At 63.1% G+C, this 20,070-nt stretch carries 22 protein-coding genes and 1 tRNA gene; 12 read left to right on the top strand and 11 right to left on the bottom strand.

Features of this window, described 5'->3' with window-relative positions; translation table 11 throughout:
- Positions 1-30 precede the first annotated feature (30 nt).
- On the top strand, positions 31-1,281 hold the full coding sequence (gene tyrS / locus ISX84_RS10915; protein WP_195820405.1) for a tyrosine--tRNA ligase: 1,251 nt from the start codon (positions 31-33) through the stop codon (positions 1,279-1,281).
- On the opposite strand, the gene ISX84_RS23380 is transcribed toward tyrS, so the two are convergent.
- Positions 1,278-1,409 carry a hypothetical protein gene (locus tag ISX84_RS23380; protein ID WP_268247467.1) on the bottom strand — a complete coding sequence of 44 codons (132 nt, stop codon included), beginning with the start codon at positions 1,407-1,409 and terminating at the stop codon, positions 1,278-1,280. The genes tyrS and ISX84_RS23380 overlap by 4 nt on opposite strands.
- A 37-nt stretch (positions 1,410-1,446) precedes the next feature.
- Here ISX84_RS23380 and ISX84_RS10920 point away from each other — a divergent pair, with 37 nt between their 5' ends.
- A complete protein-coding gene (locus ISX84_RS10920) occupies positions 1,447-2,340 on the top strand; it encodes a GNAT family N-acetyltransferase (RefSeq protein WP_229884265.1) in 894 nt (297 codons plus the stop codon).
- 57 nt (positions 2,341-2,397) lie between these two features.
- Positions 2,398-3,153 (top strand): SDR family NAD(P)-dependent oxidoreductase, encoded by a 756-nt coding sequence (locus tag ISX84_RS10925; protein WP_195820406.1) that lies wholly within the window; start codon positions 2,398-2,400, stop codon positions 3,151-3,153.
- Here the strand turns inward: ISX84_RS10925 and ISX84_RS10930 are convergent.
- The 3 genes from ISX84_RS10930 to ISX84_RS10940 all read right to left on the bottom strand — a co-directional run bounded on the left by ISX84_RS10930 (position 3,150) and on the right by ISX84_RS10940 (position 6,323).
- Positions 3,150-4,958 carry an ABC-F family ATP-binding cassette domain-containing protein gene (locus ISX84_RS10930; protein WP_195820407.1) on the bottom strand — a complete coding sequence of 603 codons (1,809 nt, stop codon included), beginning with the start codon at positions 4,956-4,958 and terminating at the stop codon, positions 3,150-3,152. The two genes, ISX84_RS10925 and ISX84_RS10930, sit on opposite strands and share 4 nt — an antisense overlap.
- Positions 4,959-5,043: 85 nt before the next feature.
- Positions 5,044-5,769, bottom strand: a complete 726-nt coding sequence (locus tag ISX84_RS10935) for a GNAT family N-acetyltransferase (protein WP_195820408.1) — start codon at positions 5,767-5,769, stop codon at positions 5,044-5,046.
- 71 nt (positions 5,770-5,840) lie between these two features.
- Positions 5,841-6,323: an outer membrane protein assembly factor BamE gene (locus ISX84_RS10940; protein WP_229884266.1), complete on the bottom strand. Its 483-nt coding sequence runs from the start codon at positions 6,321-6,323 to the stop codon at positions 5,841-5,843.
- A gap of 87 nt (positions 6,324-6,410) precedes the next feature.
- Here ISX84_RS10940 and ISX84_RS10945 point away from each other — a divergent pair, with 87 nt between their 5' ends.
- The 9 genes from ISX84_RS10945 to ISX84_RS10985 all read left to right on the top strand — a co-directional run bounded on the left by ISX84_RS10945 (position 6,411) and on the right by ISX84_RS10985 (position 13,219).
- On the top strand, positions 6,411-6,968 hold the full coding sequence (locus ISX84_RS10945; protein ID WP_195820409.1) for a YceD family protein: 558 nt from the start codon (positions 6,411-6,413) through the stop codon (positions 6,966-6,968).
- 65 nt (positions 6,969-7,033) lie between these two features.
- Positions 7,034-7,807, top strand: coding sequence for an alpha/beta fold hydrolase (locus ISX84_RS10950; protein WP_195820410.1), 774 nt, complete (start codon positions 7,034-7,036; stop codon positions 7,805-7,807).
- 178 nt (positions 7,808-7,985) lie between these two features.
- Complete coding sequence (rpmF, locus tag ISX84_RS10955) at positions 7,986-8,192, top strand: 50S ribosomal protein L32 (RefSeq protein WP_195820411.1); 207 nt, start codon at positions 7,986-7,988, stop codon at positions 8,190-8,192.
- Positions 8,193-8,241: 49 nt separating this feature from the next.
- A complete protein-coding gene (plsX, locus tag ISX84_RS10960; RefSeq protein WP_195820412.1) occupies positions 8,242-9,315 on the top strand; it encodes a phosphate acyltransferase PlsX in 1,074 nt (357 codons plus the stop codon).
- Positions 9,312-10,283 (top strand): beta-ketoacyl-ACP synthase III, encoded by a 972-nt coding sequence (locus ISX84_RS10965; RefSeq protein WP_195820413.1) that lies wholly within the window; start codon positions 9,312-9,314, stop codon positions 10,281-10,283. Before plsX ends, ISX84_RS10965 begins: the two co-directional genes overlap by 4 nt.
- Before the next feature lie 98 nt (positions 10,284-10,381).
- On the top strand, positions 10,382-10,684 hold the full coding sequence (gene ihfA, locus ISX84_RS10970; protein WP_195820414.1) for an integration host factor subunit alpha: 303 nt from the start codon (positions 10,382-10,384) through the stop codon (positions 10,682-10,684).
- A 4-nt stretch (positions 10,685-10,688) separates the two neighbouring features.
- Positions 10,689-11,942, top strand: a complete 1,254-nt coding sequence (locus ISX84_RS10975) for a MerR family transcriptional regulator (RefSeq protein WP_195820415.1) — start codon at positions 10,689-10,691, stop codon at positions 11,940-11,942.
- A 56-nt stretch (positions 11,943-11,998) separates the two neighbouring features.
- Positions 11,999-12,075 (top strand) — tRNA-Pro (locus ISX84_RS10980).
- 67 nt (positions 12,076-12,142) lie between these two features.
- Positions 12,143-13,219 (top strand): 2'-deoxycytidine 5'-triphosphate deaminase, encoded by a 1,077-nt coding sequence (locus tag ISX84_RS10985; protein WP_195820416.1) that lies wholly within the window; start codon positions 12,143-12,145, stop codon positions 13,217-13,219.
- A gap of 8 nt (positions 13,220-13,227) precedes the next feature.
- Here the strand turns inward: ISX84_RS10985 and ISX84_RS10990 are convergent, their stop codons facing one another.
- The 7 genes from ISX84_RS10990 to ISX84_RS11015 form a co-directional block, all read right to left on the bottom strand.
- A complete protein-coding gene (locus tag ISX84_RS10990; RefSeq protein ID WP_195820417.1) occupies positions 13,228-13,431 on the bottom strand; it encodes a hypothetical protein in 204 nt (67 codons plus the stop codon).
- A gap of 72 nt (positions 13,432-13,503) precedes the next feature.
- Positions 13,504-14,109: an SMC-Scp complex subunit ScpB gene (gene scpB / locus ISX84_RS10995; protein ID WP_195820800.1), complete on the bottom strand. Its 606-nt coding sequence runs from the start codon at positions 14,107-14,109 to the stop codon at positions 13,504-13,506.
- 50 nt (positions 14,110-14,159) lie between these two features.
- Entirely contained in the window at positions 14,160-14,951 is a 792-nt protein-coding gene (locus tag ISX84_RS11000; RefSeq protein ID WP_195820418.1) for a segregation and condensation protein A, read from the bottom strand.
- A 14-nt stretch (positions 14,952-14,965) separates the two neighbouring features.
- The gene (nagZ, locus tag ISX84_RS11005; RefSeq protein WP_326838731.1) at positions 14,966-15,964 is read right to left on the bottom strand and encodes a beta-N-acetylhexosaminidase; all 999 of its coding nucleotides are present in this window, start codon (positions 15,962-15,964) and stop codon (positions 14,966-14,968) included.
- Entirely contained in the window at positions 15,961-16,962 is a 1,002-nt protein-coding gene (locus ISX84_RS23220; RefSeq protein ID WP_229884268.1) for an SPOR domain-containing protein, read from the bottom strand. The genes nagZ and ISX84_RS23220 overlap by 4 nt, the downstream gene beginning before the upstream one ends.
- 78 nt (positions 16,963-17,040) lie before the next feature.
- Positions 17,041-18,783, bottom strand: a complete 1,743-nt coding sequence (gene argS / locus ISX84_RS11010; protein ID WP_195820420.1) for an arginine--tRNA ligase — start codon at positions 18,781-18,783, stop codon at positions 17,041-17,043.
- Positions 18,784-18,873: 90 nt separating this feature from the next.
- Complete coding sequence (locus tag ISX84_RS11015; protein ID WP_195820421.1) at positions 18,874-20,016, bottom strand: deoxyguanosinetriphosphate triphosphohydrolase; 1,143 nt, start codon at positions 20,014-20,016, stop codon at positions 18,874-18,876.
- Positions 20,017-20,070 lie beyond the last annotated feature (54 nt).

Genomic DNA, 20,070 nt, shown 5'->3' on the forward strand with positions numbered 1-20,070 from the left:
TGGGCGCAATTCAAGCCGAGAGCAAGCAAGATGACCTACCATCCCAAATCCGATTTCGTCGCTGTGATGATGGAGCGCGGCTTTCTCGCCGATTGCACCGACTATCAGGGGCTGGACGAGGCGCTGCTGACCGGCGGGCAGCCCGCGTACATCGGGTATGATGCCACGGCCAAATCCCTGCACGTGGGTCACCTGCTCAACGTGATGATGTTGCGGTGGCTGCAGAAATGCGGTCACAAGCCGATCACCCTGATGGGCGGCGGCACCACCAAGGTGGGCGATCCCTCGTTCCGGGCGGATGAACGCCCGCTGCTGTCGCCTGCCCAGATCGACGACAACATCGCGGGCATGCAGAAAGTCTTTGCGCAATATCTGACTTATGGCGATGGCCCATCCGATGCGCTGATGCTGAACAATGCGGAGTGGCTCGACGATCTGAACTACCTCGATTTCCTGCGCGACATTGGGCGGCATTTCAGCGTCAACCGGATGCTCAGCTTTGAAAGCGTAAAATCGCGGCTGGACCGCGAACAGTCGCTGTCTTTCCTGGAATTCAACTACATGATTCTGCAGGCCTATGACTTCATGGAGTTGCACCGGCGCTATGGCTGCATCCTGCAGATGGGCGGCTCGGACCAATGGGGCAATATCGTCAACGGGATCGACCTGACCCGGCGTGTGATCGACGGGGAGGTTTATGGCCTGACTTCGCCTTTGCTGACCACATCGGACGGTCGCAAAATGGGCAAATCGCAGGGCGGCGCTGTCTGGCTCAATGGCGATATGCTGTCGCCTTATGAATTCTGGCAGTTCTGGCGCAACACCACGGACGCCGATGTGGGCCGGTTCCTCAAGCTTTATACTGAATTGCCAGTGGAGGAGTGTGACCGCCTTGGTGCGCTGCAAGGGGCAGAGATCAATGCAGCCAAAGTACGTCTTGCCAATGAGGTGACCACGCTTCTGCACGGCGCGGATGCGGCAGCCACAGCGGAAGCGACGGCGCGCGAGGTCTTTGAAAAAGGGGGGGTGGGGGATGATTTGCCCACCCTGACGCTGAGTGCTGCGGATGTGGGGGACGGTATCTCGATCGTACAGTTGATCGTGAAGTCAGGTCTGGCCGGGTCCGGCAAGGAGGCCAAGCGCCTGATTGCCGAAAACGGCGCGCGGCTGGATGATCAGCCCCTGACCAACGCGGGCCTGATGATCGATACCGGTGCGCTCTCCAGCCCGATCAAGCTCAGCGCGGGCAAGAAACGGCACGCGCTTGTGCAATTGGGTTAGAGCCAGAGCCAGTCAATCAGCGTCAGGATGGCAAAGACCGGGATAGAGAGCCCGGTGGCGATCAGGAAGGCCGTGGTTTTTGTCATACGCGGGGCGGGGGCAGCAACGCCTTGGACCGTTTTTTTCATGGTTCCATTAACCCGGATTTAGGTTTCCGGACGGTTAATGCAGGTCATGTTTGATGCCGCCCCTGCCTCTGCCCCCTCCCCTTTACAGCAAAGTGACGCCTTTGCGCGGGCGCTGAACGCGCTTGGGACTCCGCCCCTGCGGCTGGAGGATGGCACCTTGGCGCTGCACCGGAAAATAGGCCCTCTGCCGGTGCATATGATCACCCGCCCCGGTGCCGAAACGCCCGAGGCGCTAAGGGAATTGGCGCGCGGCATGAAGGTCAGGGGGCCGGTACTGCTGGCCCCGGACCGCCCGATGCCGCTCAGCCGGATCGGCGCCCTGCCCCTGGCCAGCCCCAGTACGGTCGCGCAGCTGGACCTGACGCCCGATGAAAAGACTTTGTTTGCCGGGCTGCACCAGAAATGGCGCAATCGGCTGCGCCATGCGCAATCGCAAAAGCTGCGCGTCACCCGCCAGAACATGCCCGACGATCCGGGGCATTGGATGCTGCAGGCCGATCTGGTCCAACAGCACCAGCGCGGCTATCGCAGTTGGCCACTGGCGCTGACCCTGGCCTACGGGCGGGCCAACCCGGGCCAGGCCAAACTTTTTACCGCGTTCTGGGGGCGCGAACCGGTGGCGGCGCTGCTGATCCTGCGACATGGCAGCGGCGCAACCTACCACATCGGCCATACGCGACCGTCTGGTCGCCTTGTCTCCGCCCATACGCTGCTGCTGTGGTCGGCCATTCGATGGGCCAAATCCAAGGGCGTGCAGAAACTGGAACTCGGCACCTTCGATACCGAAGAAAACGCCGGGCTGGCGCGGTTCAAACTGGGCACTGGCGCGCGACCGCACCGGCTTGGCGGCACGTGGCTGTGGTGGCGCCCCCTCACCTCCCTGCTCCGCCCGCTTGCGCGGCTGGACCGCGGGCTGATGCAGGGCGGCTAGACAGGCTGCGCGCCGCGTGATTAACTGAACAGATGTTCAAATCATGAGGGAAGCGCCATGCCGCTGAGCAATACAGCCGCCGTTGTGACCGGAGGAGCCTCTGGTCTGGGGGAAGCAACCGCCCGGCATTTCGCGGCACAGGGGGCTATGGTCACGCTCTTTGACCGGGACGTGGCGCGCGGCGAGACCGTGGCAGCGGAAATCGGCGGGCATTTTGTGCAAACGGATGTGACGGATGAGGCATCTGTGCAGGCGGCAATCAACTTCGCCAAGGAAAAAATGGGGCGTATCACGGCGGCGGTAAACTGCGCCGGGATCGCGGATGCCGCAAAGACGGTCGGGCGCGATGGCCCGCACCCCCTGCCGCTCTTCCAGCGCACCATCGACATCAATCTGGTCGGCACCTTCAACGTGGCGCGGCTGGCCGCAGAGGCGATAGAGGAAAACCATCCGGCACCGGATGGGGCGCGGGGCGTGATCATCAACACCGCCTCTATCGCCGCATACGACGGGCAAAAGGGGCAGACCGCCTATGCCGCCTCCAAGGGCGGGGTTGTCGGGCTTTGCCTGCCCATGGCGCGGGACCTCTCCAAGTTGGGTATTCGGGTGATGACCATCGCGCCGGGCATTTTCATGACGCCGATGCTGGCCGGGCTGGGGGAAGAGGTGCAGGCCGGATTGGCCGCCGATGTGCCCTGCCCGCCCCGCCTGGGGGACCCGGCGGAATTCGCCGCCCTGGCCGGGTTCATCGTGCAGGCGGGGTATCTCAACGGCGAAGTGATCCGCATCGACGGTGCCCTGCGGATGCGCTAGGCGCTCGCCTTTTCCTCAAGCATCAGCCATTCCTCTTCTGCGGCACTGAGCTTTTCATGCCGTTCGACCAGCGCGTCGGTGGCCTTCTGGAATTTCACCGGCTGGTCGGTGAAAAGCGCCGGATCCCCCAACAGCTCTTCGAGCTTGGCGATCTCGGCTTCCAGGCGTTCAATCTCTGCAGGCAAAGCCTCCAACCGGTGCTTTTCGGTAAAGCTGAGCCCGGATTTTGCAGCGGGTTTGGGCTTCTCCGACGGCGTGCTCGACTTGGCTTTCACAACGCTGCCGGCGAAATCATCCTGACCCCGCTGGCGCAGATAATCACTCCACCCGCCGGCGTAGATTGTCGCCTTGCCATCCCCCTCCATCGCGATTGTCGTCGCCGCGACCCGGTCCAGAAAGTCGCGGTCGTGGCTGACCAGCAGGACGGTGCCATCGTAGGTGCCCAGCAATTCCTGCATTAAATCAAGCGTTTCCACGTCCAGATCATTGGTCGGTTCGTCGAGCACCAGCAAGTTGCTGGGCCGCGCCATGATCCGCGCCAGCAGCAGCCGGGCCTTTTCGCCCCCGGACAGGGCCCGCACCGGCGCGCGGGCCTGTGCCTCGTCGAAGAGAAACTCCTTGAGGTAGCCCACCACATGTTTCGGCTGCCCCCGCACCATCACCTGATCGGCCTTGCCCGAAACACGCATCTCCGGATCGCCGGTCAGACTGTCCCAGAGGCTCATGTCCGGGTCCAGCTGCGCGCGCGCCTGATCGAAGAGCGCCAGTTCCAGATTGGTGCCCAGCTTGATCGTGCCTGCATCCGGCGCTTCCTTGCCAATCAGCATGTTCAGCAGGGTGGTTTTGCCCACCCCATTCGGCCCCACCAGCGCGATGCGGTCACCCCGCTGGACGGTGATCGAGAAGGGCTTGAGAATAGCCTTGTCGCCAAAGGACTTGCTGATATCCGTGGCCTCAATGACCTTGCGACCGGATTTGGGGCCCGCGTCCAGCGCCATGGCGGCCGTGCCCTGCCGTTTGATCTGGGCCGCCCGTTCGGCGCGCAGGTCCTGCAGCGCCCGCACGCGCCCTTGATTGCGTTTGCGCCGGGCGGAAATCCCTTCGACGGCCCACCGCGCCTCGGCCTTGATCTTGCGGTTGAGCTTGTGGCGCTGGGTGTCTTCCTCGTCCCAGACCGCATCGCGCCATTCCTCGAAATCGGCAAAGCCCTTTTCCTGCCGCCGCACAGCCCCCCGGTCAACCCAGAGCGTCGCACGGGTCAGCGCGCGCAGAAACGCGCGGTCGTGGCTGATGATCACATAGCCCTTGCGGCTTTGCTTGAGTTCAATTTCAAGCCAGGCGATGGCCTCGATATCCAGATGGTTGGTGGGCTCATCCAGCAGCATCAGATCCGGTTCGCGCGCCATAAGACGGGCCAGCGCCGCCCGGCGGCGTTCCCCGCCGCTGGCGGTCTCGACCGGGCGGGCGGGATCGAACTTCAACCCCTCGCCCGCGCGTTCGACCAGATACATCTCCGACGGCTCCAGCCCATGGGCGGCAAAGGCCCCCAGGGTGTCGAACCCCGACAGATCAGGCTCCTGCTCCATGTATCCCACGGACACACCCGGCCCCGGCGTGACCTCTCCCCTGTCGGGTTCCACCAGCCCGGACATCACCTTCATCAGCGTCGATTTACCGGACCCGTTGCGCCCGACGAGGGCCACCCGGTCGCCCGGCTGCACCACGAGGTCCAGACCCTCAAAGACGGGATCGCCGCCGAAGGTCAGGGAGATATCATTCAACTGCAAAAGAGGGACACGTGCCATGCCCCGCAGCTATGCCGCATCCGGGGTGAGGTCAACGTATCCGGTTTCCCGATGCGGAAAATTTCGTCACGTGGCGCGCAAAACCTCAGGCGAGCGCGCGAAGCAGCCGCTTGCGGGCCGCCGGGATCGCGCCAATCTCCACCCCGGTGAAGACATGCAGCGTGTTCATCTGACGGTCCACCACCGCATGATCGCTGACCCAGCCCCCCATCAGCAGGTAGGTCCGCAACAAGGGCGGCATATGCGCCATCGCCTTTTTCAGATCGGGTTTACGCCGTAGTCGTGCGGCGAAACGGAATACATCTGGTGCCTTCACCCGCGGCAGCCAGCGTTTCGGCGCGAGGTGGCGCGCCTTGAGCATGGCAAAGGCATCCAGATAGGCCGCCGTTTCCGTGCCCGCAAAAGACGAACAACCAAAGAGCAGCTGCACATCGTGATCGTCTACATAGGCCGTCATCGCCGCCCAGGCGACGCGCAGGATGTCCGGGTCGCGCACATCCGGGTCAATGCAGAACCGACCCATTTCAACCATGCGTCCTTCGAAAGCTTCCAGCGCGGAGAGCTCATAATACTGTGCGGCGTAGCTGGCGGAGACATCCGCGCCGGTCAGTTCCTGCATGCGGAAGGTACACACCAGCACCCGGTCGTCCCGGTCTTCGATCAGGATATGTGCGCAGCGGGCGTCAAAAACATCCGAATCGCGGTCCACAGACAGGCCGAAACATCGGGCTCGGAGGGTCTGGGCGGCTTCAATGTCGCCGGGCGATGATGCCACCCGTGCGGTGTAGCGGCCTTTTGTCAGCGATATCATTGCGGGCCTCCGGCACGGCATTCTGATATCAGGCTTCTAGCACAGCATTTTTAAAGCGCGCATGACAAATTCTAGTTGTCGATGCCGAGGTTACCCGGTGTGAAGCGGCCCAGGTTGCCCAGAAGCTGACGCAGGAAGGTCACGTCCCGCACGCCGGAGCTTGTCACCCGGCGGGTCAGCGGCACCACCTGTCCCCGCTCCAACCCGAAGGTTTCGACGTTGGAGACGACATCATTACCATCAAAGCTGATGGCCAGCACTTCGCGCTCCACCACTTCGGGGGCCAGCATGGCGAAGGTCCGGATACGGCTGCGCACGAAAAAGATGGCGCCATCGTCCGTGACGGCTCTGGACGAGGCGGATCCAAGTGTCTCTTCGACGCTGGACCGTGTGTCGATCCCCACCACGATTTGTTCAAGGTCTTCGGGCGGCGGAATATAGCCGTGATCGCGAAACCGCGCGGCACAGGCCGACAGGCTCAGGCACAAAAGGGCCACCGCCCCCCAGCGCGTGGCTTTGGGCATGGCCCCGATAACCGTCTTCGTGATACCCATTTAACCTGCCCTCTTGCCCTTGTGCGTCGCGGCTTTTATCTCGCTTACACCATGCACCGCCCATGGTTCAAGAAACGAAAGTATCTCATGGCCAAGCAATCCTCTCCGAGCGCTGGCGCCCTGCGCGTCGCGGACCTCAATCAGAACAGCAGCACCGCCTTTTCTCTGCGCCCCGATGCCGCCGCGTTAAAGGCCATCGCCACAGAACTGGATCTGCTGGGCCTGCGCAAGCTGTCCTTCTCCGGTGAGGTCGCGGCCCATGGCGGGGCCGACTGGCGGCTGACCGGTACGCTTGGCGCAACCGTCGTGCAGCCCTGCAGCGTCACGCTGGAGCCGGTCACGACACGGATCGATGTGCCGGTGGAGCGGATGTATCTCGCGCAATACGAAGAAATCGACGCCCCGGAGGTCGAGATGCCCGAGGATGACACCACGGAGCCGCTGGGCCCGTGGATCGACCCCGAGCAGGTGATGATCGAGGCGCTGGTTCTGGCGCTGCCGCTCTATCCGCGCAGCGACGGCGCCGAATTGGGCGAAACCGTCTACGCTGAGCCAGGTGTCACGCCGATGCGCGATGAAGACGCCCGCCCCTTCGCCGGGCTGGCGGATCTCAAGGCGCAATTGGACAAGACGTCAAAGGACTGACCCCCCCCTGCACCGGCGCAGGCCCACGCGCCGGATTCGTCTTGATCCCCAAAAGGAACGCGCCCGTGCTGCATACATCCCTTCAAGGTCCGCAGGATGCGCCGGTCATTGCCTTTCTGCATGCCGTTGGCATCAGTTCATGGATGTGGCGGGACGTGGCCGCCGCATTGCCGGACTACCGCATTCTGCTGATCGATTTGCCCGGTCACGGGCAAAGCCGCGATGTCCCGTGGGTGTCGCTACAGGACAGCGCTGATCAGGCCGCCGGGGCGATCAGGCAACAGGCAACCGGTGGTAAGGTGCATCTCGTGGCCCTGTCGCTGGGGTCCTATGTGGGCTTGCAGATGGTGATGCAGCATCCGCAGCTTTGCGCCTCGGCCCTGCTCAGCGGTATCCACCCCGGTGACATGCCGCACAAAGGGATGATGAAACTCATGTCAGCCGTCATGGCCCCGCTGGCGCCACGCCCCTTCATGGCCCGGCGCACCGCCCGCATGATGGGGGCGAACGCAGATGTCGACGGGTTTGTGTCTGCAGCCGCCCAGACCCGCCCTGCCGCCTTTCGACGCGCCACCAATGACGTTGTCGATTTCAACCTCTCCAAAACGCCCCCGCAACCGGAAACCCGTCTGGCTTTCGTGGCCGGATCGCGGGAACACACGCTTATTGTAGACGGTCTGGACGTCTTCAATGCGCGCTTTCCCGGCAGCGTCTCCGCCACGGCAGAGGGTCTTGGGCACGGCTGGGCGGGCGAAGACCCGACGCTCTTCGCCGGGTTCGTCAAAGCGCATATCAACGGCAATCTGCCAGCCACGGCGCAGGCCTTGCAAAACAGGTAAAAAAACCGCTTGCACCACGGCGCAATCGCAGTATTTTGCGCCGCTCACCCAAATAGGGTTGGACAAGTGCCGGGCTTGGGCCTAAACGCACGTCACACCCGAAGACTGGGAACTGAATTGAAACCCGGCCCCGCGCCCGTTTGCGCGCCCGGCCCCGAATGACAAAAGGCCCAAGACAATGGCTGTTCAACAGAACAAAGTCTCCAAATCGCGCCGCAACAACCGTCGCGCGCATGATTCCCTGGTTGCGGCAAACCCGAACGAATGCACCAACTGCGGCGAGTTGAAGCGCCCGCACCACGTCTGCGCCGCCTGCGGTCACTATGACGACAAAGAAGTGGTTGCGCTCACAGAAGAGATTGATCTGGAAGACGACGCGGCCTAAACCTTTCCCTTAAACAATAAGGGCAGAAGGTTTTGGGGGCAGTCGCACTATGACGGCGCAGACCGATCAGGCATCCGCGAAGGCCAGACGCATCATCATATCCGTAGATGCGATGGGGGGGGACGAAGGTCCCGCCGCCGTTGTTGCGGGCTGTGATGCCTCCGCCCGCAAGAATCCCGACATCCAGTTTATCCTGCACGGGCCGGAAGCAGAGCTTTCCGGCCTTGTCGCACGGAAACGCGCGCTCGATGGTCGTGTTGAAGTGCGCGACGCCAGCGGCGTGGTCAGCATGGATGACAAGCCCAGCCACATCGTGCGCAACGGCAAGGAAACCTCCATGTGGTCCGCCATCGAGGCGGTGCGCGAAGGCACAGCGACGGTTGCCGTGTCCTGTGGCAACACCGGCGCGCTGATGGCGCTCTCGATGATCCGCTTGCGCAAACTGCCGGGCGTGAACCGACCCGCGATTGCCGTGCTCTACCCCTCGTCCAATCCGCAGGGCTTCAACGTGATGCTGGACGTGGGCGCCGACGTGAAGGCAGATGCCGACGATCTGCTGCGCTATGCGCTAATGGGCATGTCCTACGCGCGCAACGGGCTCGACCTGCCGCGCCCGCGCGTCGGTCTTTTGAACGTCGGGACCGAGGAACACAAAGGCCGCACCGAGCTGAAAGAAGCCTATGATTTGATTCGCGATCAACGCGACACCGCAGGCTTCGAATTCGTGGGGTTTGTGGAAGGCGGCGACATCTCGGGCGATATCTGCGATGTGATAGTCACGGACGGGTTCACCGGTAACGTCGCCATCAAGACCGGTGAAGGCACCGCCAACCTGATCGGCGACCGGCTGCGCGAGGCGTTCAAATTCTCGCCGCTGTCGCGCCTGGCCTCCGTGCTGGCCTATACGTCGTTGCGCCGCCTGAAAAAGAAGATCGACCCCAGACGCGTCAACGGTGGCGTGTTCCTGGGCCTCAATGGTACGGTGGTGAAATCCCATGGATCGGCGGATGCCACCGGCGTCTCCGCTGCCATCAAGCTGGCCGCTCAGCTGGCCGATATCAAGTTCACGGATAAACTGGCAGCACGGGTCGCCGCCCTGCCCGCGGAGGAAAGCGAAACATGAGCCTGCGAGCTGTTGTCAGAGGTGTCGGCCATTACCTGCCGGAACGTGTTGTGCCAAACAAGGAGTTCGAGGCGACGCTCGACACCAACGACGAATGGATCAAGTCGCGCTCGGGCATTGAACGGCGGCATTTTGCGGGCGACGGCGAAACGACCTCGACCATGGCGACGGCAGCGGCCCGCGCGGCCCTAAGCGACGCGGGGCTGGAGCCCAAGGACGTCGATGCCATTATCGTGGCCACCTCAACCGCAGATCTGACCTTTCCCTCTGCGGCCACCATGGTGCAGGCCGAACTGGGCATGGAAAACGGCTTTGCCTTTGACGTGCAGGCCGTCTGCGCCGGGTTCATCTATGCCCTCAGCAATGCCAATGCGCTGATCCTCTCCGGCCAGGCCAGCCGGGTGCTGGTGATCGGGGCGGAGACCTTCAGCCGCATCATGGACTGGACAGACCGCTCTACTTGCGTGCTCTTTGGCGATGGCGCCGGCGCCCTGCTGCTGGAAGCGCAGGACGGTAAGGGCACGTCGGACGATCGCGGCATTCTCTCGACCGATCTCAACTCGGACGGACGCCACAAGGATCTGCTCTACGTCGACGGCGGCGTCTCGACGGGCACCACCGGCTATCTGCGCATGCAGGGCAACCAGGTCTTCCGCCACGCGGTCGAAAAGCTGGCCGCCACCGCGAATAAGGCGATGGCGCGTGCGGGCGTGACCGCCGAAGACGTGGATTGGATCGTGCCGCATCAGGCCAACATCCGCATCATCCAGGGCACCGCCAAAAAGCTGGGCCTGCCCATGGAAAACGTGGTGGTGACGGTGCAGGATCACGGCAATACCTCTGCCGCATCGATTCCCCTGGCCCTCTCTGTCGGGCGGGCGCGCGGGCAAATCAAAGAGGGCGATCTGATCGTGACCGAAGCTATCGGCGGCGGATTGGCCTGGGGCGCGGTGGTGCTGCGCTGGTAGCGCGGTATTTGCCGCTCAAACCGCATCGCGCAAGCCATTGATATTGACTCTGAAAATCCCCGTCCCCTATGGTTGCTGAAAACGCAACGGGGGATAACATGGCCGAAAAGACTTTGACACGTATGGATCTGAGCGAAGCTGTGTTCCGCGAGGTGGGATTGTCGCGCAATGAAAGCGCGCAACTTGTGGAATCCGTGCTGGAGCATCTGTCCGACGCGCTGGTGCGTGGCGAGCAGGTCAAGATTTCCTCCTTTGGGACTTTCTCGGTGCGGGATAAATCCGCGCGTGTCGGGCGCAATCCCAAGACCGGCGAAGAGGTGCCGATCAATCCGCGCCGGGTGCTGACATTCCGCCCCTCACATCTGATGAAGGATCGCGTGGCCGACGGGAACAAGTCCTGATCTGATGTCCAAATCACCTGATGCTTTTCGCACGATCTCGGAGGTTGCCGACTGGCTGGGCGTGCAGGCGCATGTGTTGCGGTTCTGGGAAAGCAAGTTCACGCAAGTGAAGCCCATCAAGCGCGCGGGTGGGCGGCGGTATTACCGACCTGCGGATATGCTGCTGCTGGGGGGCATCAAGAAACTGCTGCACGAGGATGGGTTGACCATCAAGGGCGTGCAGAAAATCCTGCGCGAACAGGGCCTGAGCCATGTCGCGGACCAGTCGCAGGCCCTGGACGATCTGACCATGGCGGTGATCGAAGGCAGTTCCGACCAGCCCGCGCAGACAGCACCGGCAGACCCTCCTGCCGAGGAAAGTGTCCCACCTGAGCCCGAGCAGACCGAAGATGCTGTGGATGTGGCTGAGGAAGCTGCGCCCGACCCGATTGATGTGCCGGAGCCAGCGCCCGAGACGCCCGAGGCAGCCGAAGCTGATCCGGTTGATGCCTCTGAGCCCGAAGGCGAGGTATTGGACGCAGAGCCCGAACCCGACGCGGAACCGGAACCCCTGGAGGACGCGCCGGACGAGGCCGAGCCCGCCCCGGACATGGTCGAAGAAATTGCCGAGCCGATGCTGGACTTTTCCGATGCGGAAGAAGTTTCGGAACCGGAACAGGCCGCGGATGAAGCCGCTGCAGATGAACCGGAAGAGAAACTGTCTGAGGAGGCTGACCCGGTAGAGGCAACGCCCGCGCCGGACACCGAGACCGTTGAGGCATCTATCGAGGCAAGTGCCGGTGACGATGCGGCGCCCGAGGACACACCTGTCGCTGCAGAAGACGACGCCGCGCCGGAACCGGTCGAAGAGACCGCAGCAGAGGAGGTCGCAGACGAAGCACCTGCCTCTGACAGCCTGCCCAGCTTCATCCGCCGCCCCTTGGCGCCACCGCCAGAGGAAACCCCGGAAGACCCAGTTCAGGAGGCCGATGAACCACCTGAAGCTCCCGACGAAGGGGAAAGCGCACCCGAAGAAGTCCACGCCGAGGCTGCGGCGGAGCCCGACGCACCGGCGGCGGCCCCCAAAATACGGGTGATTGAACTTGGCCCCCTGCCCCAGGAGGCCGATATGCCAGCGCAGCCTGCCGCGCTCTCGGTGCTCGCACGGACAAAGACCTTGGCCCCGGATCAACAGGAGGCCGCCAAGCCGCTTCTGGCGCAATTGATCCGTCTGCGCGCCAGCATGGCCAGCGCGCGTAAAGACGTCCGCAAAGACTGACAGATGCCAATTCGCTCTTGCCTCGGCCCCCAGATCGGGTATGTAGCGCCTCATGTCGGGCTATGGCGCAGCCTGGTAGCGCGTCCGTCTGGGGGACGGAAGGTCGCAGGTTCGAGTCCTGCTAGCCCGACCACTATCCGACATTTGCCAAGTGCCCGCGCCTGCAGTGCGCGGGCCTTTGCACATTCAGGAGACAGAGCATGAGCGGCGTGCTGCCCAACCAGATGATCACGCAGATGATCGCCGACACCCAGATCGCCGCAACGCGCGAGATCAACGTCGCACAGATTCAACCCGCCAGCCTCGATTTGCGTTTGGGTACAACGGCTTACCGGGTGCGCGCCTCCTTTCTGGCGGGTCATGGCGAACGGGTCTCTGACCGCTTGAAGGAATTTGAGATGCACCGCGTGGATCTCAGCGATGGCGCGGTATTGGAAAAGGGCTGTGTCTACGTCGTGCCGCTGATGGAATCGCTGGCCCTGCCCGAAGACATTCAGGCCGTGGCCAACGCCAAAAGCTCGACCGGCAGGCTGGACCTGCTGACCCGCACCATCACCGATGGCGGTACAGAATTTGATCGGATTGCGCCGGGGTACCACGGCCCGCTCTATGCCGAGATCTGCCCACGGTCGTTTTCTGTTCTGGTGCGTCCGGGCATGCGGCTGAACCAGATCCGTTTCGGCGATGGGCAGGCGGTGCTCGATGACGATGCGCTGCGGGCGCTGCATGCCGACACACCGCTGGTTGACGGCCCTGCGGTGATTGACGAGGGTTTGGGATTTTCCGTGGATCTGCGCCTGCCGGAGACGACCCTTGTGGGCTACCGGGCAAAGCCGCATACCGGCGTGATCGACCTCGACCTGATCGACCACTACCCGCCGTGCGAGTATTGGGAAGAAGTGCACAGCGAAAACGGGCAGATCATTCTCGACCCCGGTGCCTTTTACATTCTGGTCAGCCGCGAGGCGGTTACCATTCCGCCCGAATACGCCGCTGAAATGGCGCCCTTCCTGGCCATGGTGGGCGAATTCCGCGTGCATTACGCAGGCTTTTTCGACCCCGGTTTCGGCCATGACGCGGCAGGCGGTTCCGGGTCGCGCGGCGTGCTTGAGGTCCGCTGTCACGAGGCACCGTTTGTGTTGGAGCATGGGCAGGTCGTGGGTCGCCTGGTCTATGAACGCATGGCGGAGGTGCCGACACAGCTGTACGGCGCGGGCATCGCGTCAAATTATCAGGGCCAGGGCCTGAAACTCAGCAAGCATTTTCGCGCAACCTGAGGCGCGCGTTACATCCGCGTGGTGCGGCGCAGCATCTTCATCGCCTGCTTTGTTCGTTGGGCGCTCTCTTTGCTTTGCGGGGGCGCAGGGGTGTTGCCCCCATCATCCTTGCGCGGACGCATGGAAGCGGCCTTGTTGATCCCGGCATTGACGCCCTTGTTGACCAACCGCCGGGTGATCTGGCGCAGGATCATGCTGATAAGTCTGTCCATTGTGCTGCCCTGTGATGCATTGCCTCACCGTCACTATAGCACCAATTGCGGCAATTTTCAGGACAAGAGGCGTTAGTCCTCGAAAAGCTCGCTCTGCCCTTCGGCGCTTTCCTCTTCTGCATCGTCTTCGGGACCGGGCAATCCAAGGCCCGGCGGCGGCCGGTTTTCCAGCAGGCCCGCCGCGCGCAACTCCTTGAGGCCCGGCAGATCGCGGGCATTCTCCAGCCCGAAGTGATCCAGAAACCCTTCGGTGACCACGAAGGTCACGGGCCGTCCGGGCGTCATCTTGCGACGTCCAAAGCGTATCCACTCCATCTCCAGCAGTTGATCGACGGTGCCGCGGCTGACGGAGACCCCGCGAATTTCCTCGATCTCCGCGCGCGTGACCGGCTGGTGATAGGCGATGATCGCCAGCGTTTCGATGGCGGCGCGGCTGAGCTTGCGCGTCTCCACCGTTTCGCGCTGCATCAGAAAGCCCAGATCCGGTGCCGTGCGCATCGCCCAGGCATCCCCGATCTTGCACAGGTTCACGCCCCTGCCCTCGTACCGCTTGCGCAGATGCACCAGCGCCTCTGCCGGGTCGGACCCATGCGGCATGCGCGCACCCAGCTCTTTAAGGGACACCGGTTCGGCGGAGGCAAAGAGAATGGCCTCCACCATCCGTTCCTGTTCGCCCATGGGCGGGGCCTCGAACAGGCTCTCTTCCGGTGCTGCCGATGTCTCGTCACTCACGATGGGCGGTCCTTCTTGCGCAGCTGGATAGGCGCGAATGTCCCTGACTGGCGGATTTCCAGATGGCCCTCTTTAACAAGCTCCAGCGAGGCCGCAAAGGTCGATGCCGTGGCCGACCGGCGCCGCACCGGGTCAAGCTCCCAGCCCTCGGGCAGGTAGCTGGCGATATCCGTCCAGTCGCCTGCAAAGCCCATCAGACCGCGCATCCGCTCCAGCGCCTGTTCCATGGTGAACACCGCCTCCCGGTCCATGACGAAGGGGCGGAATTCATCCCGCGTGCGGATACGCGCATAGCCCTGCATCAGGTCCAGCAGCGTCGCGGTATATTCGATTTTGCGGGTGCGGGTGACCTCATGCGGCTGCCCCCGGCAGAAGAAATCGCGTCCCAGTCGGTCGCGCCCCATCAGCCGCGCGGCGGCATCGCGCATCGCTTGCAAACGTTCCAGTTGAAAGGCCAGATGCGCGGCCAGTTCCTCACCTGACGGCCCCTCTTCGGTGGGGTCCGGTGGCAACAACAGACGCGATTTGAGAAAGGCGAGCCAGGCCGCCATCACCAGGTAATCCGCCGCCAGTTCCAGCCGCAGCGCCTTGGCGCGTTCCACGAAAGCGAGGTATTGCCGCGCCAGCGCCAGAACGGAGATCTTGCGCAGATCGACCTTCTGCGTGCGGCTGAGTGTCAGCAACAGATCGAGCGGCCCCTCAAAGCCGTCCACATCGACGATCAGCGCCTCGGCGGCGAGCCGATCCGCAACCGATGTCTTGTCTTCCTCAAAGGGTATTTCAGCCATGCACCATAACGATTTTACGCCCCGCTCAACAGCGTCTCAAGCTGCGCGCGTGTGGCGTCAATGTCAATATCGTCAGGGGCTTTCCGGTAGCCAAGGGCCCGTTCCGCCCTGGTTTGCCCGGCCTCACTCATCTCGCCCGCCGCCCCGGCCACCCGCTCGCGATTGGCAAGCGGCGCATTGCAGTGCAGGACCACGTCGCACCCGGCAGAGAGGGCACCGGTTGTGATCTCTTCCAGACTGCCGCTCAGCGCCTTCATGCTGATGTCATCGGTCATGATGAGGTTATCAAATCCGATCTTTTCCCGGATCAGCCGCATGACCTTGGGGGACAGGGTCGCGGGGCGGTCATCCAAGGCCTCATAGACAAGATGCGCCGTCATCCCCATCGGCAAATCTCTGAGCACTGCGAAGGGGGCAAAATCATGCTGCGCCAGTTTTTCAGGCGCGGCGCTGACGTGTGGCAGGTCATGATGACTGTCCAGCGTAGTGCGGCCATGGCCGGGCATATGTTTGATCACCGGCAAAACACCGCCCGCCAACAGGCCATCGGCCACGGCACGGCCCAAACGCGCCACGGTGGCCGGGTCCGACCCGTAGCAGCGATTGCGCAGGAAATCATGCGTCTCATTGCCCGCCAGATCGACCATGGGCGCGCAGTTGCTGTCGATCCCCAGCGCCTTCAGCTCCGCCGCGATCAGGCGATAGCGCAGGTACATGGCCTTTTCGGCGTCTGCGCCGGCTGCGGTCACGAAATCCAGCGGTGGCAGCCATTCAGCCCAGTGCGGCGCGCGTAGGCGCTGCACCCGCCCGCCTTCCTGATCGATGGTGATGGGCGCATCCCGCCCGACCGCATCGCGCATCTGGTCGCACAGACGGCGCACCTGATCCGGGGTATCGATGTTGCGGGCAAAGAGGATGAAGCCAAAGGGATTGGCTTGCCGGAAAAAGCTGGTCTCGGCAGGCGTCAGCGCCAGCCCATCGGCGTCCAGAATGGTGGCGCCGAACCTGCTCACTTGGACGCGACAGGGATGCAATCGACCCCTTCGGCCTTGAAGGCGGAACAGAACCGACGCGCATCTGCCAGATCGACAAACCCCATGGCCCGCAGACGATAGAAGGTGCGCCCGCCCGATTGCGCCTGCTGCACCACGCGGGATTTGTCCTGCAGATAGCTGCCAAAGCGGCTTTCCAAACGCGCCCATTCGCTGCGCGCCACATCGGCGCTGTCAAAGGCACCCAACTGCGCCAGACGCGTGCCTGCCGGGATGGCGGCGGCGTCAATCTCGGCCGTCGGGGTCTCTGCGACAAAGGCGGCAGTCTGCAATGTCGCGGGCGCGCCCGGTCGCAGGCGCGGGCGTTTCACAATCTGTGCCGGGCTGGTTTCAGGGGGGGCTTCCTGAGCGTCCGCTGCGGTCGCTTCATCTGCTGCAAGGGTGTCCGCTGCCGTATCGGCAGCCTCTGCCAGCGGGGTCACGCCAGAGGTCAGCTCCGCCACAACTGCATCAATCGCACCGCTTTGCAGGTTTTCCGCCAGCGTGCTCTCCACCCGTGCAGGGATACGTTTGGCACCGCCCACAACCTCCGCCGCCGGGGCGAGCGGTTCGGGTTGCGCCACCGGCGCCACGTCCGTGGCAGAAATCGGCTGATCTTCCTGCGCCAGATCGGTGTCCCGCGGGGCCAGTACCACCTGATCCACCGGACCTGCGGCAACGCCCTCTGCGGCGACGGCGTTGACGGCCAAGCCCTGATGCCGGGCCACCTGCCCACCGGGATCGTCGGGGCGCACCCGCATCTCCCCTTCGGCGGCGCGCACCACCGGGATGCCGGAGACATCGCGCACCATCAGCTTGTAGCCCCAGACGCCAATCCCCGCGATCAACGCCAGAGAGACCACGGCGCCAGCCACATTTGTCATCATTGTCAGGGCGTTGGGCGACAGTTCTTCATCACCCGGCGCCTCGCGCTCGCGCCCATACGCGCCCATACCATGGGAAAATTCAACGTCCGCCATCGTCGCCTCGCTGCCGATGGGATACGATGCCCCGTCGGTCTGTCTATGACTGCCTGCTCGGGCGAAGGTCGCGATTTGCTACCGCATTTCCTGCGCCGGTGTAACGCCAAGAATACCAAGACCGGCTGCAATTACAACGCTCACGGCCTTTGCGAGGGCGATTTTCGCCGCTGTGACTTTTGGGTCATCCTGCACGAAGCGCAAGGACGGAACCTCGTTGCCCTTGTTCCACAGCGCGTGGAAAGTTCCGGCCAGCTCATAGAGATAAAAAGCCACCCGGTGCGGCTCGTTGCTGCGCGCGGCGGTTTCCACCAGACGCGGCCATTCGGCCAGCTTGGCCGCCAACCCCAGCTCCGCCTCGTGATCGAGCAGGCTCAGGTCCGCCGCCTGCAGCGTTGCGTCGTCCACAGGAATATCCGCTTCGGTGGCCTTGCGCAGCACCGAGGCGACCCGCGCGTGGGCATATTGCACGTAGAACACGGGGTTCTCGCGGCTCTGCTCCATGACCTTGTCGAAGTCGAAATCCAGCATCGCGTCATTCTTGCGTGTGAGCATGACAAACCGTGTCACGTCCGGGCCCACCTGATCGACCACATCGCGCAGGGTCACAAAGGTCCCTGCCCGTTTCGACATTTTGAAGGGCTCGCCGTTCTTGAAGAGCTTCACTAACTGGCAGAGCTTGATGTCGAGCGGCACGGTGCCGTCCGAGAGCGCGGAAACCGCCGCCTTCATCCGCTTCACATAGCCGCCGTGGTCGGCCCCAAAGACATCGATCAGGGTGTCGAAGCCCCGGTCGATCTTGTCGTAGTGATAGGCGATATCAGGCGCAAAATAGGTCCAGCTGCCATCGGATTTCTTGACCGGGCGGTCGACATCATCCCCGTGTTCGGTGGACTTGAACAGCGTCTGTTCACGCGGTTCCCAGTCCTCGGGCTTCTTGCCCTTTGGCGGCTCCAGCACGCCTTCGTAAATCAGGCCTTTGTCCCGAAGATCATCGATTGCCGCTTCGATCCGGCCCGTCCCGTAGAGCGATTTTTCGGAGTAGAAGACATCCATCTCAACGCCGAGCGCCTTGAGATCGGCGCGGATCATCTCCATCATCGCATCCATTGCGAAAACGCGAAGATCCTCAAGCCAGTACTGCTCGCCCTTGTCGAGATAGGCGTCGCCCACCTTGTCTTTCAGCGCCTCGCCCACGGCGATCAGATAGTCGCCCGGATAGGTGCCATCGGGGAAGGCCACCCCCTGCCCATGCGCCTCTAGATACCGCAGATACACCGACCGGGCGAGCACATCGACCTGTGCGCCGCCGTCATTGATGTAATACTCCCGCGTCACGTCAAAGCCCGCGAAATCCAGCAGGGAGGCCAGCGCGTCGCCAAAAACGGCACCGCGCGTGTGACCCACGTGCAAGGGGCCGGTGGGGTTGGCGGACACATATTCCACATTCACGCGTTTGCCCTGCCCCAGCTGCGCGCGGCCAAAATCCGGACCTGCCGTGAGAGCGGCGGCAACGACGGACTGCCACACCGCTGGCGCCAGCCGCAGGTTCAGGAACCCCGGTCCCGCCACATCTGCGGAAACGATCCGATCATCCTCGGCCAAGCGGGCGGCCAGCGCCTCGGCAATGTCGCGCGGTTTCTGACCGGCAGGTTTTGCCAGCACCATTGCCGCATTGGTCGCCATGTCGCCATGGGCCGCATCGCGCGGCGGCTCGACCGTCACGTTGTCCATGGCCAGCCCGGCGCGCAGTTGCCCGGCGGTCTCCATGTCCTGCAAGCACCCCAAAACAAGCGCGCGGATATCGGCAAAAAGGTTCATGTCAGCGTCCTTCGGCAGAGATTGGCGCGGTGTATCACGCCCAAGGCGCGGGTCAACCGGACACCGCGCTGCCGCAGGGTTTAGGCGATCTTACCCGCCCGAAATCAACCGCTCATGTTCCTGCAGCGCAAAGCGGTCCGTCATGCCGGAAATATAGTCCGACACGATGCGCGCCAGATCGATTTCGTCAGACACCTCCTGCACATCCTTGCGCCACTGCTTTGGCAATTGATCCGGATGCGCCATGAAGTAGGGAAAGAGCTCCTCCACCACCTGCGTGACCTGCGCGCGCATCTTCACGACGCTGGGCGCGCGGTACATGCGGTCAAAGAGGAAAGACCGGATCACCTTGAGATCAGAGAAGACATCATCTGAAAAGCGGATGATGGTACGCCCGGCGCCCCGGACATCATCCACCGACTGGGGCTCCAGTTCACGCAGCCTTTCCTGCGCAAAATCAATCACATCCTCGACCAGAATACCGAAGAAGCGGCGCAGGGCCTCGTGCCGCCTGCGGTAGTAGTTCAGTCCCGGATAGGTGCCATCCACTTCCTCGAAACAGGCGTTCAGGATCGGCAGCGCGGCCAGTTCGTCGGTGGAAAACAGCTCCGCCCGCAGACCATCGTGCAGATCGTGATGGTTGTAAGCCACATCGTCGGCAATCGCCGCAACCTGCGCCTCCGCACTGGCATAGGTGTAGAGTTCGAGATCGTGTTGATCGTTGTACGCCTTCAGCGCCCAGGGCACCGGACCGACGACCGGCCCATTGTGCTTGGCGATGCCCTCCAGGGTCTCCCATGTCAGGTTCAGACCGTCGAAATCCGCGTAGTGCCGCTCCAGATGGGTGACGATGCGGATCGCCTGCGCATTGTGGTCGAACCCGCCATAGGGCGCCATGAGCACAGAGAGCGCGTCCTCGCCTGTATGTCCGAAGGGGGTGTGACCCAGATCATGTGCAAGGGCCACCGCCTCCGTCAGCTCGCCATTCAGCCCGAGGGCCCCCGCGATCGTGCGGGCCACCTGCGCCACCTCGATCGAATGGGTCAGCCGCGTGCGGTAGTAGTCGCCTTCATGCTCGATAAAGACCTGGGTTTTATGTTTGAGCCTGCGAAAGGCGCTGGCGTGAATGATCCTGTCCCGATCCCGCTGGAAGCAGGACCGAAACGTGCTTTCCTCTTCCCGTACACGCCGGCCGCGGGCGTGGTTCGGATCGGAGGCATATACTGCCGTCATGACGTGCTGGTCCTTGTCGCCTGTCCCGAGAGTTTCTATATTGCACGCGAAGAC

The sequence above is a fragment of the Roseobacter sp. MH60115 genome (assembly GCF_015644665.1).
Lineage (GTDB): Bacteria > Pseudomonadota > Alphaproteobacteria > Rhodobacterales > Rhodobacteraceae > Roseobacter.

What these genes read in the sequence shown, in the direction of transcription:
- argS (WP_195820420.1), bottom strand. Translation starts at nt 18,783, where the DNA reads ATGAACCTTTTTGCCGATATCCGCGCGCTTGTTTTGGGGTGCTTGCAG.
- ISX84_RS10965 (WP_195820413.1), top strand. Translation starts at nt 9,312, where the DNA reads ATGAGCCTGCGAGCTGTTGTCAGAGGTGTCGGCCATTACCTGCCGGAA.
- scpB (WP_195820800.1), bottom strand. Translation starts at nt 14,109, where the DNA reads ATGGGCGAACAGGAACGGATGGTGGAGGCCATTCTCTTTGCCTCCGCC.
- ISX84_RS10925 (WP_195820406.1), top strand. Translation starts at nt 2,398, where the DNA reads ATGCCGCTGAGCAATACAGCCGCCGTTGTGACCGGAGGAGCCTCTGGT.
- ISX84_RS10930 (WP_195820407.1), bottom strand. Translation starts at nt 4,958, where the DNA reads ATGGCACGTGTCCCTCTTTTGCAGTTGAATGATATCTCCCTGACCTTC.
- ISX84_RS10975 (WP_195820415.1), top strand. Translation starts at nt 10,689, where the DNA reads ATGTCCAAATCACCTGATGCTTTTCGCACGATCTCGGAGGTTGCCGAC.
- tyrS (WP_195820405.1), top strand. Translation starts at nt 31, where the DNA reads ATGACCTACCATCCCAAATCCGATTTCGTCGCTGTGATGATGGAGCGC.
- ISX84_RS23380 (WP_268247467.1), bottom strand. Translation starts at nt 1,409, where the DNA reads ATGAAAAAAACGGTCCAAGGCGTTGCTGCCCCCGCCCCGCGTATGACA.
- plsX (WP_195820412.1), top strand. Translation starts at nt 8,242, where the DNA reads ATGACGGCGCAGACCGATCAGGCATCCGCGAAGGCCAGACGCATCATC.
- ISX84_RS10985 (WP_195820416.1), top strand. Translation starts at nt 12,143, where the DNA reads ATGAGCGGCGTGCTGCCCAACCAGATGATCACGCAGATGATCGCCGAC.
- ISX84_RS10935 (WP_195820408.1), bottom strand. Translation starts at nt 5,769, where the DNA reads ATGATATCGCTGACAAAAGGCCGCTACACCGCACGGGTGGCATCATCG.
- ISX84_RS10945 (WP_195820409.1), top strand. Translation starts at nt 6,411, where the DNA reads ATGGCCAAGCAATCCTCTCCGAGCGCTGGCGCCCTGCGCGTCGCGGAC.
- ISX84_RS10920 (WP_229884265.1), top strand. Translation starts at nt 1,447, where the DNA reads ATGCAGGTCATGTTTGATGCCGCCCCTGCCTCTGCCCCCTCCCCTTTA.
- ihfA (WP_195820414.1), top strand. Translation starts at nt 10,382, where the DNA reads ATGGCCGAAAAGACTTTGACACGTATGGATCTGAGCGAAGCTGTGTTC.
- rpmF (WP_195820411.1), top strand. Translation starts at nt 7,986, where the DNA reads ATGGCTGTTCAACAGAACAAAGTCTCCAAATCGCGCCGCAACAACCGT.
- ISX84_RS10990 (WP_195820417.1), bottom strand. Translation starts at nt 13,431, where the DNA reads ATGGACAGACTTATCAGCATGATCCTGCGCCAGATCACCCGGCGGTTG.
- ISX84_RS10940 (WP_229884266.1), bottom strand. Translation starts at nt 6,323, where the DNA reads ATGGGTATCACGAAGACGGTTATCGGGGCCATGCCCAAAGCCACGCGC.
- ISX84_RS23220 (WP_229884268.1), bottom strand. Translation starts at nt 16,962, where the DNA reads ATGGCGGACGTTGAATTTTCCCATGGTATGGGCGCGTATGGGCGCGAG.
- ISX84_RS11000 (WP_195820418.1), bottom strand. Translation starts at nt 14,951, where the DNA reads ATGGCTGAAATACCCTTTGAGGAAGACAAGACATCGGTTGCGGATCGG.
- ISX84_RS11015 (WP_195820421.1), bottom strand. Translation starts at nt 20,016, where the DNA reads ATGACGGCAGTATATGCCTCCGATCCGAACCACGCCCGCGGCCGGCGT.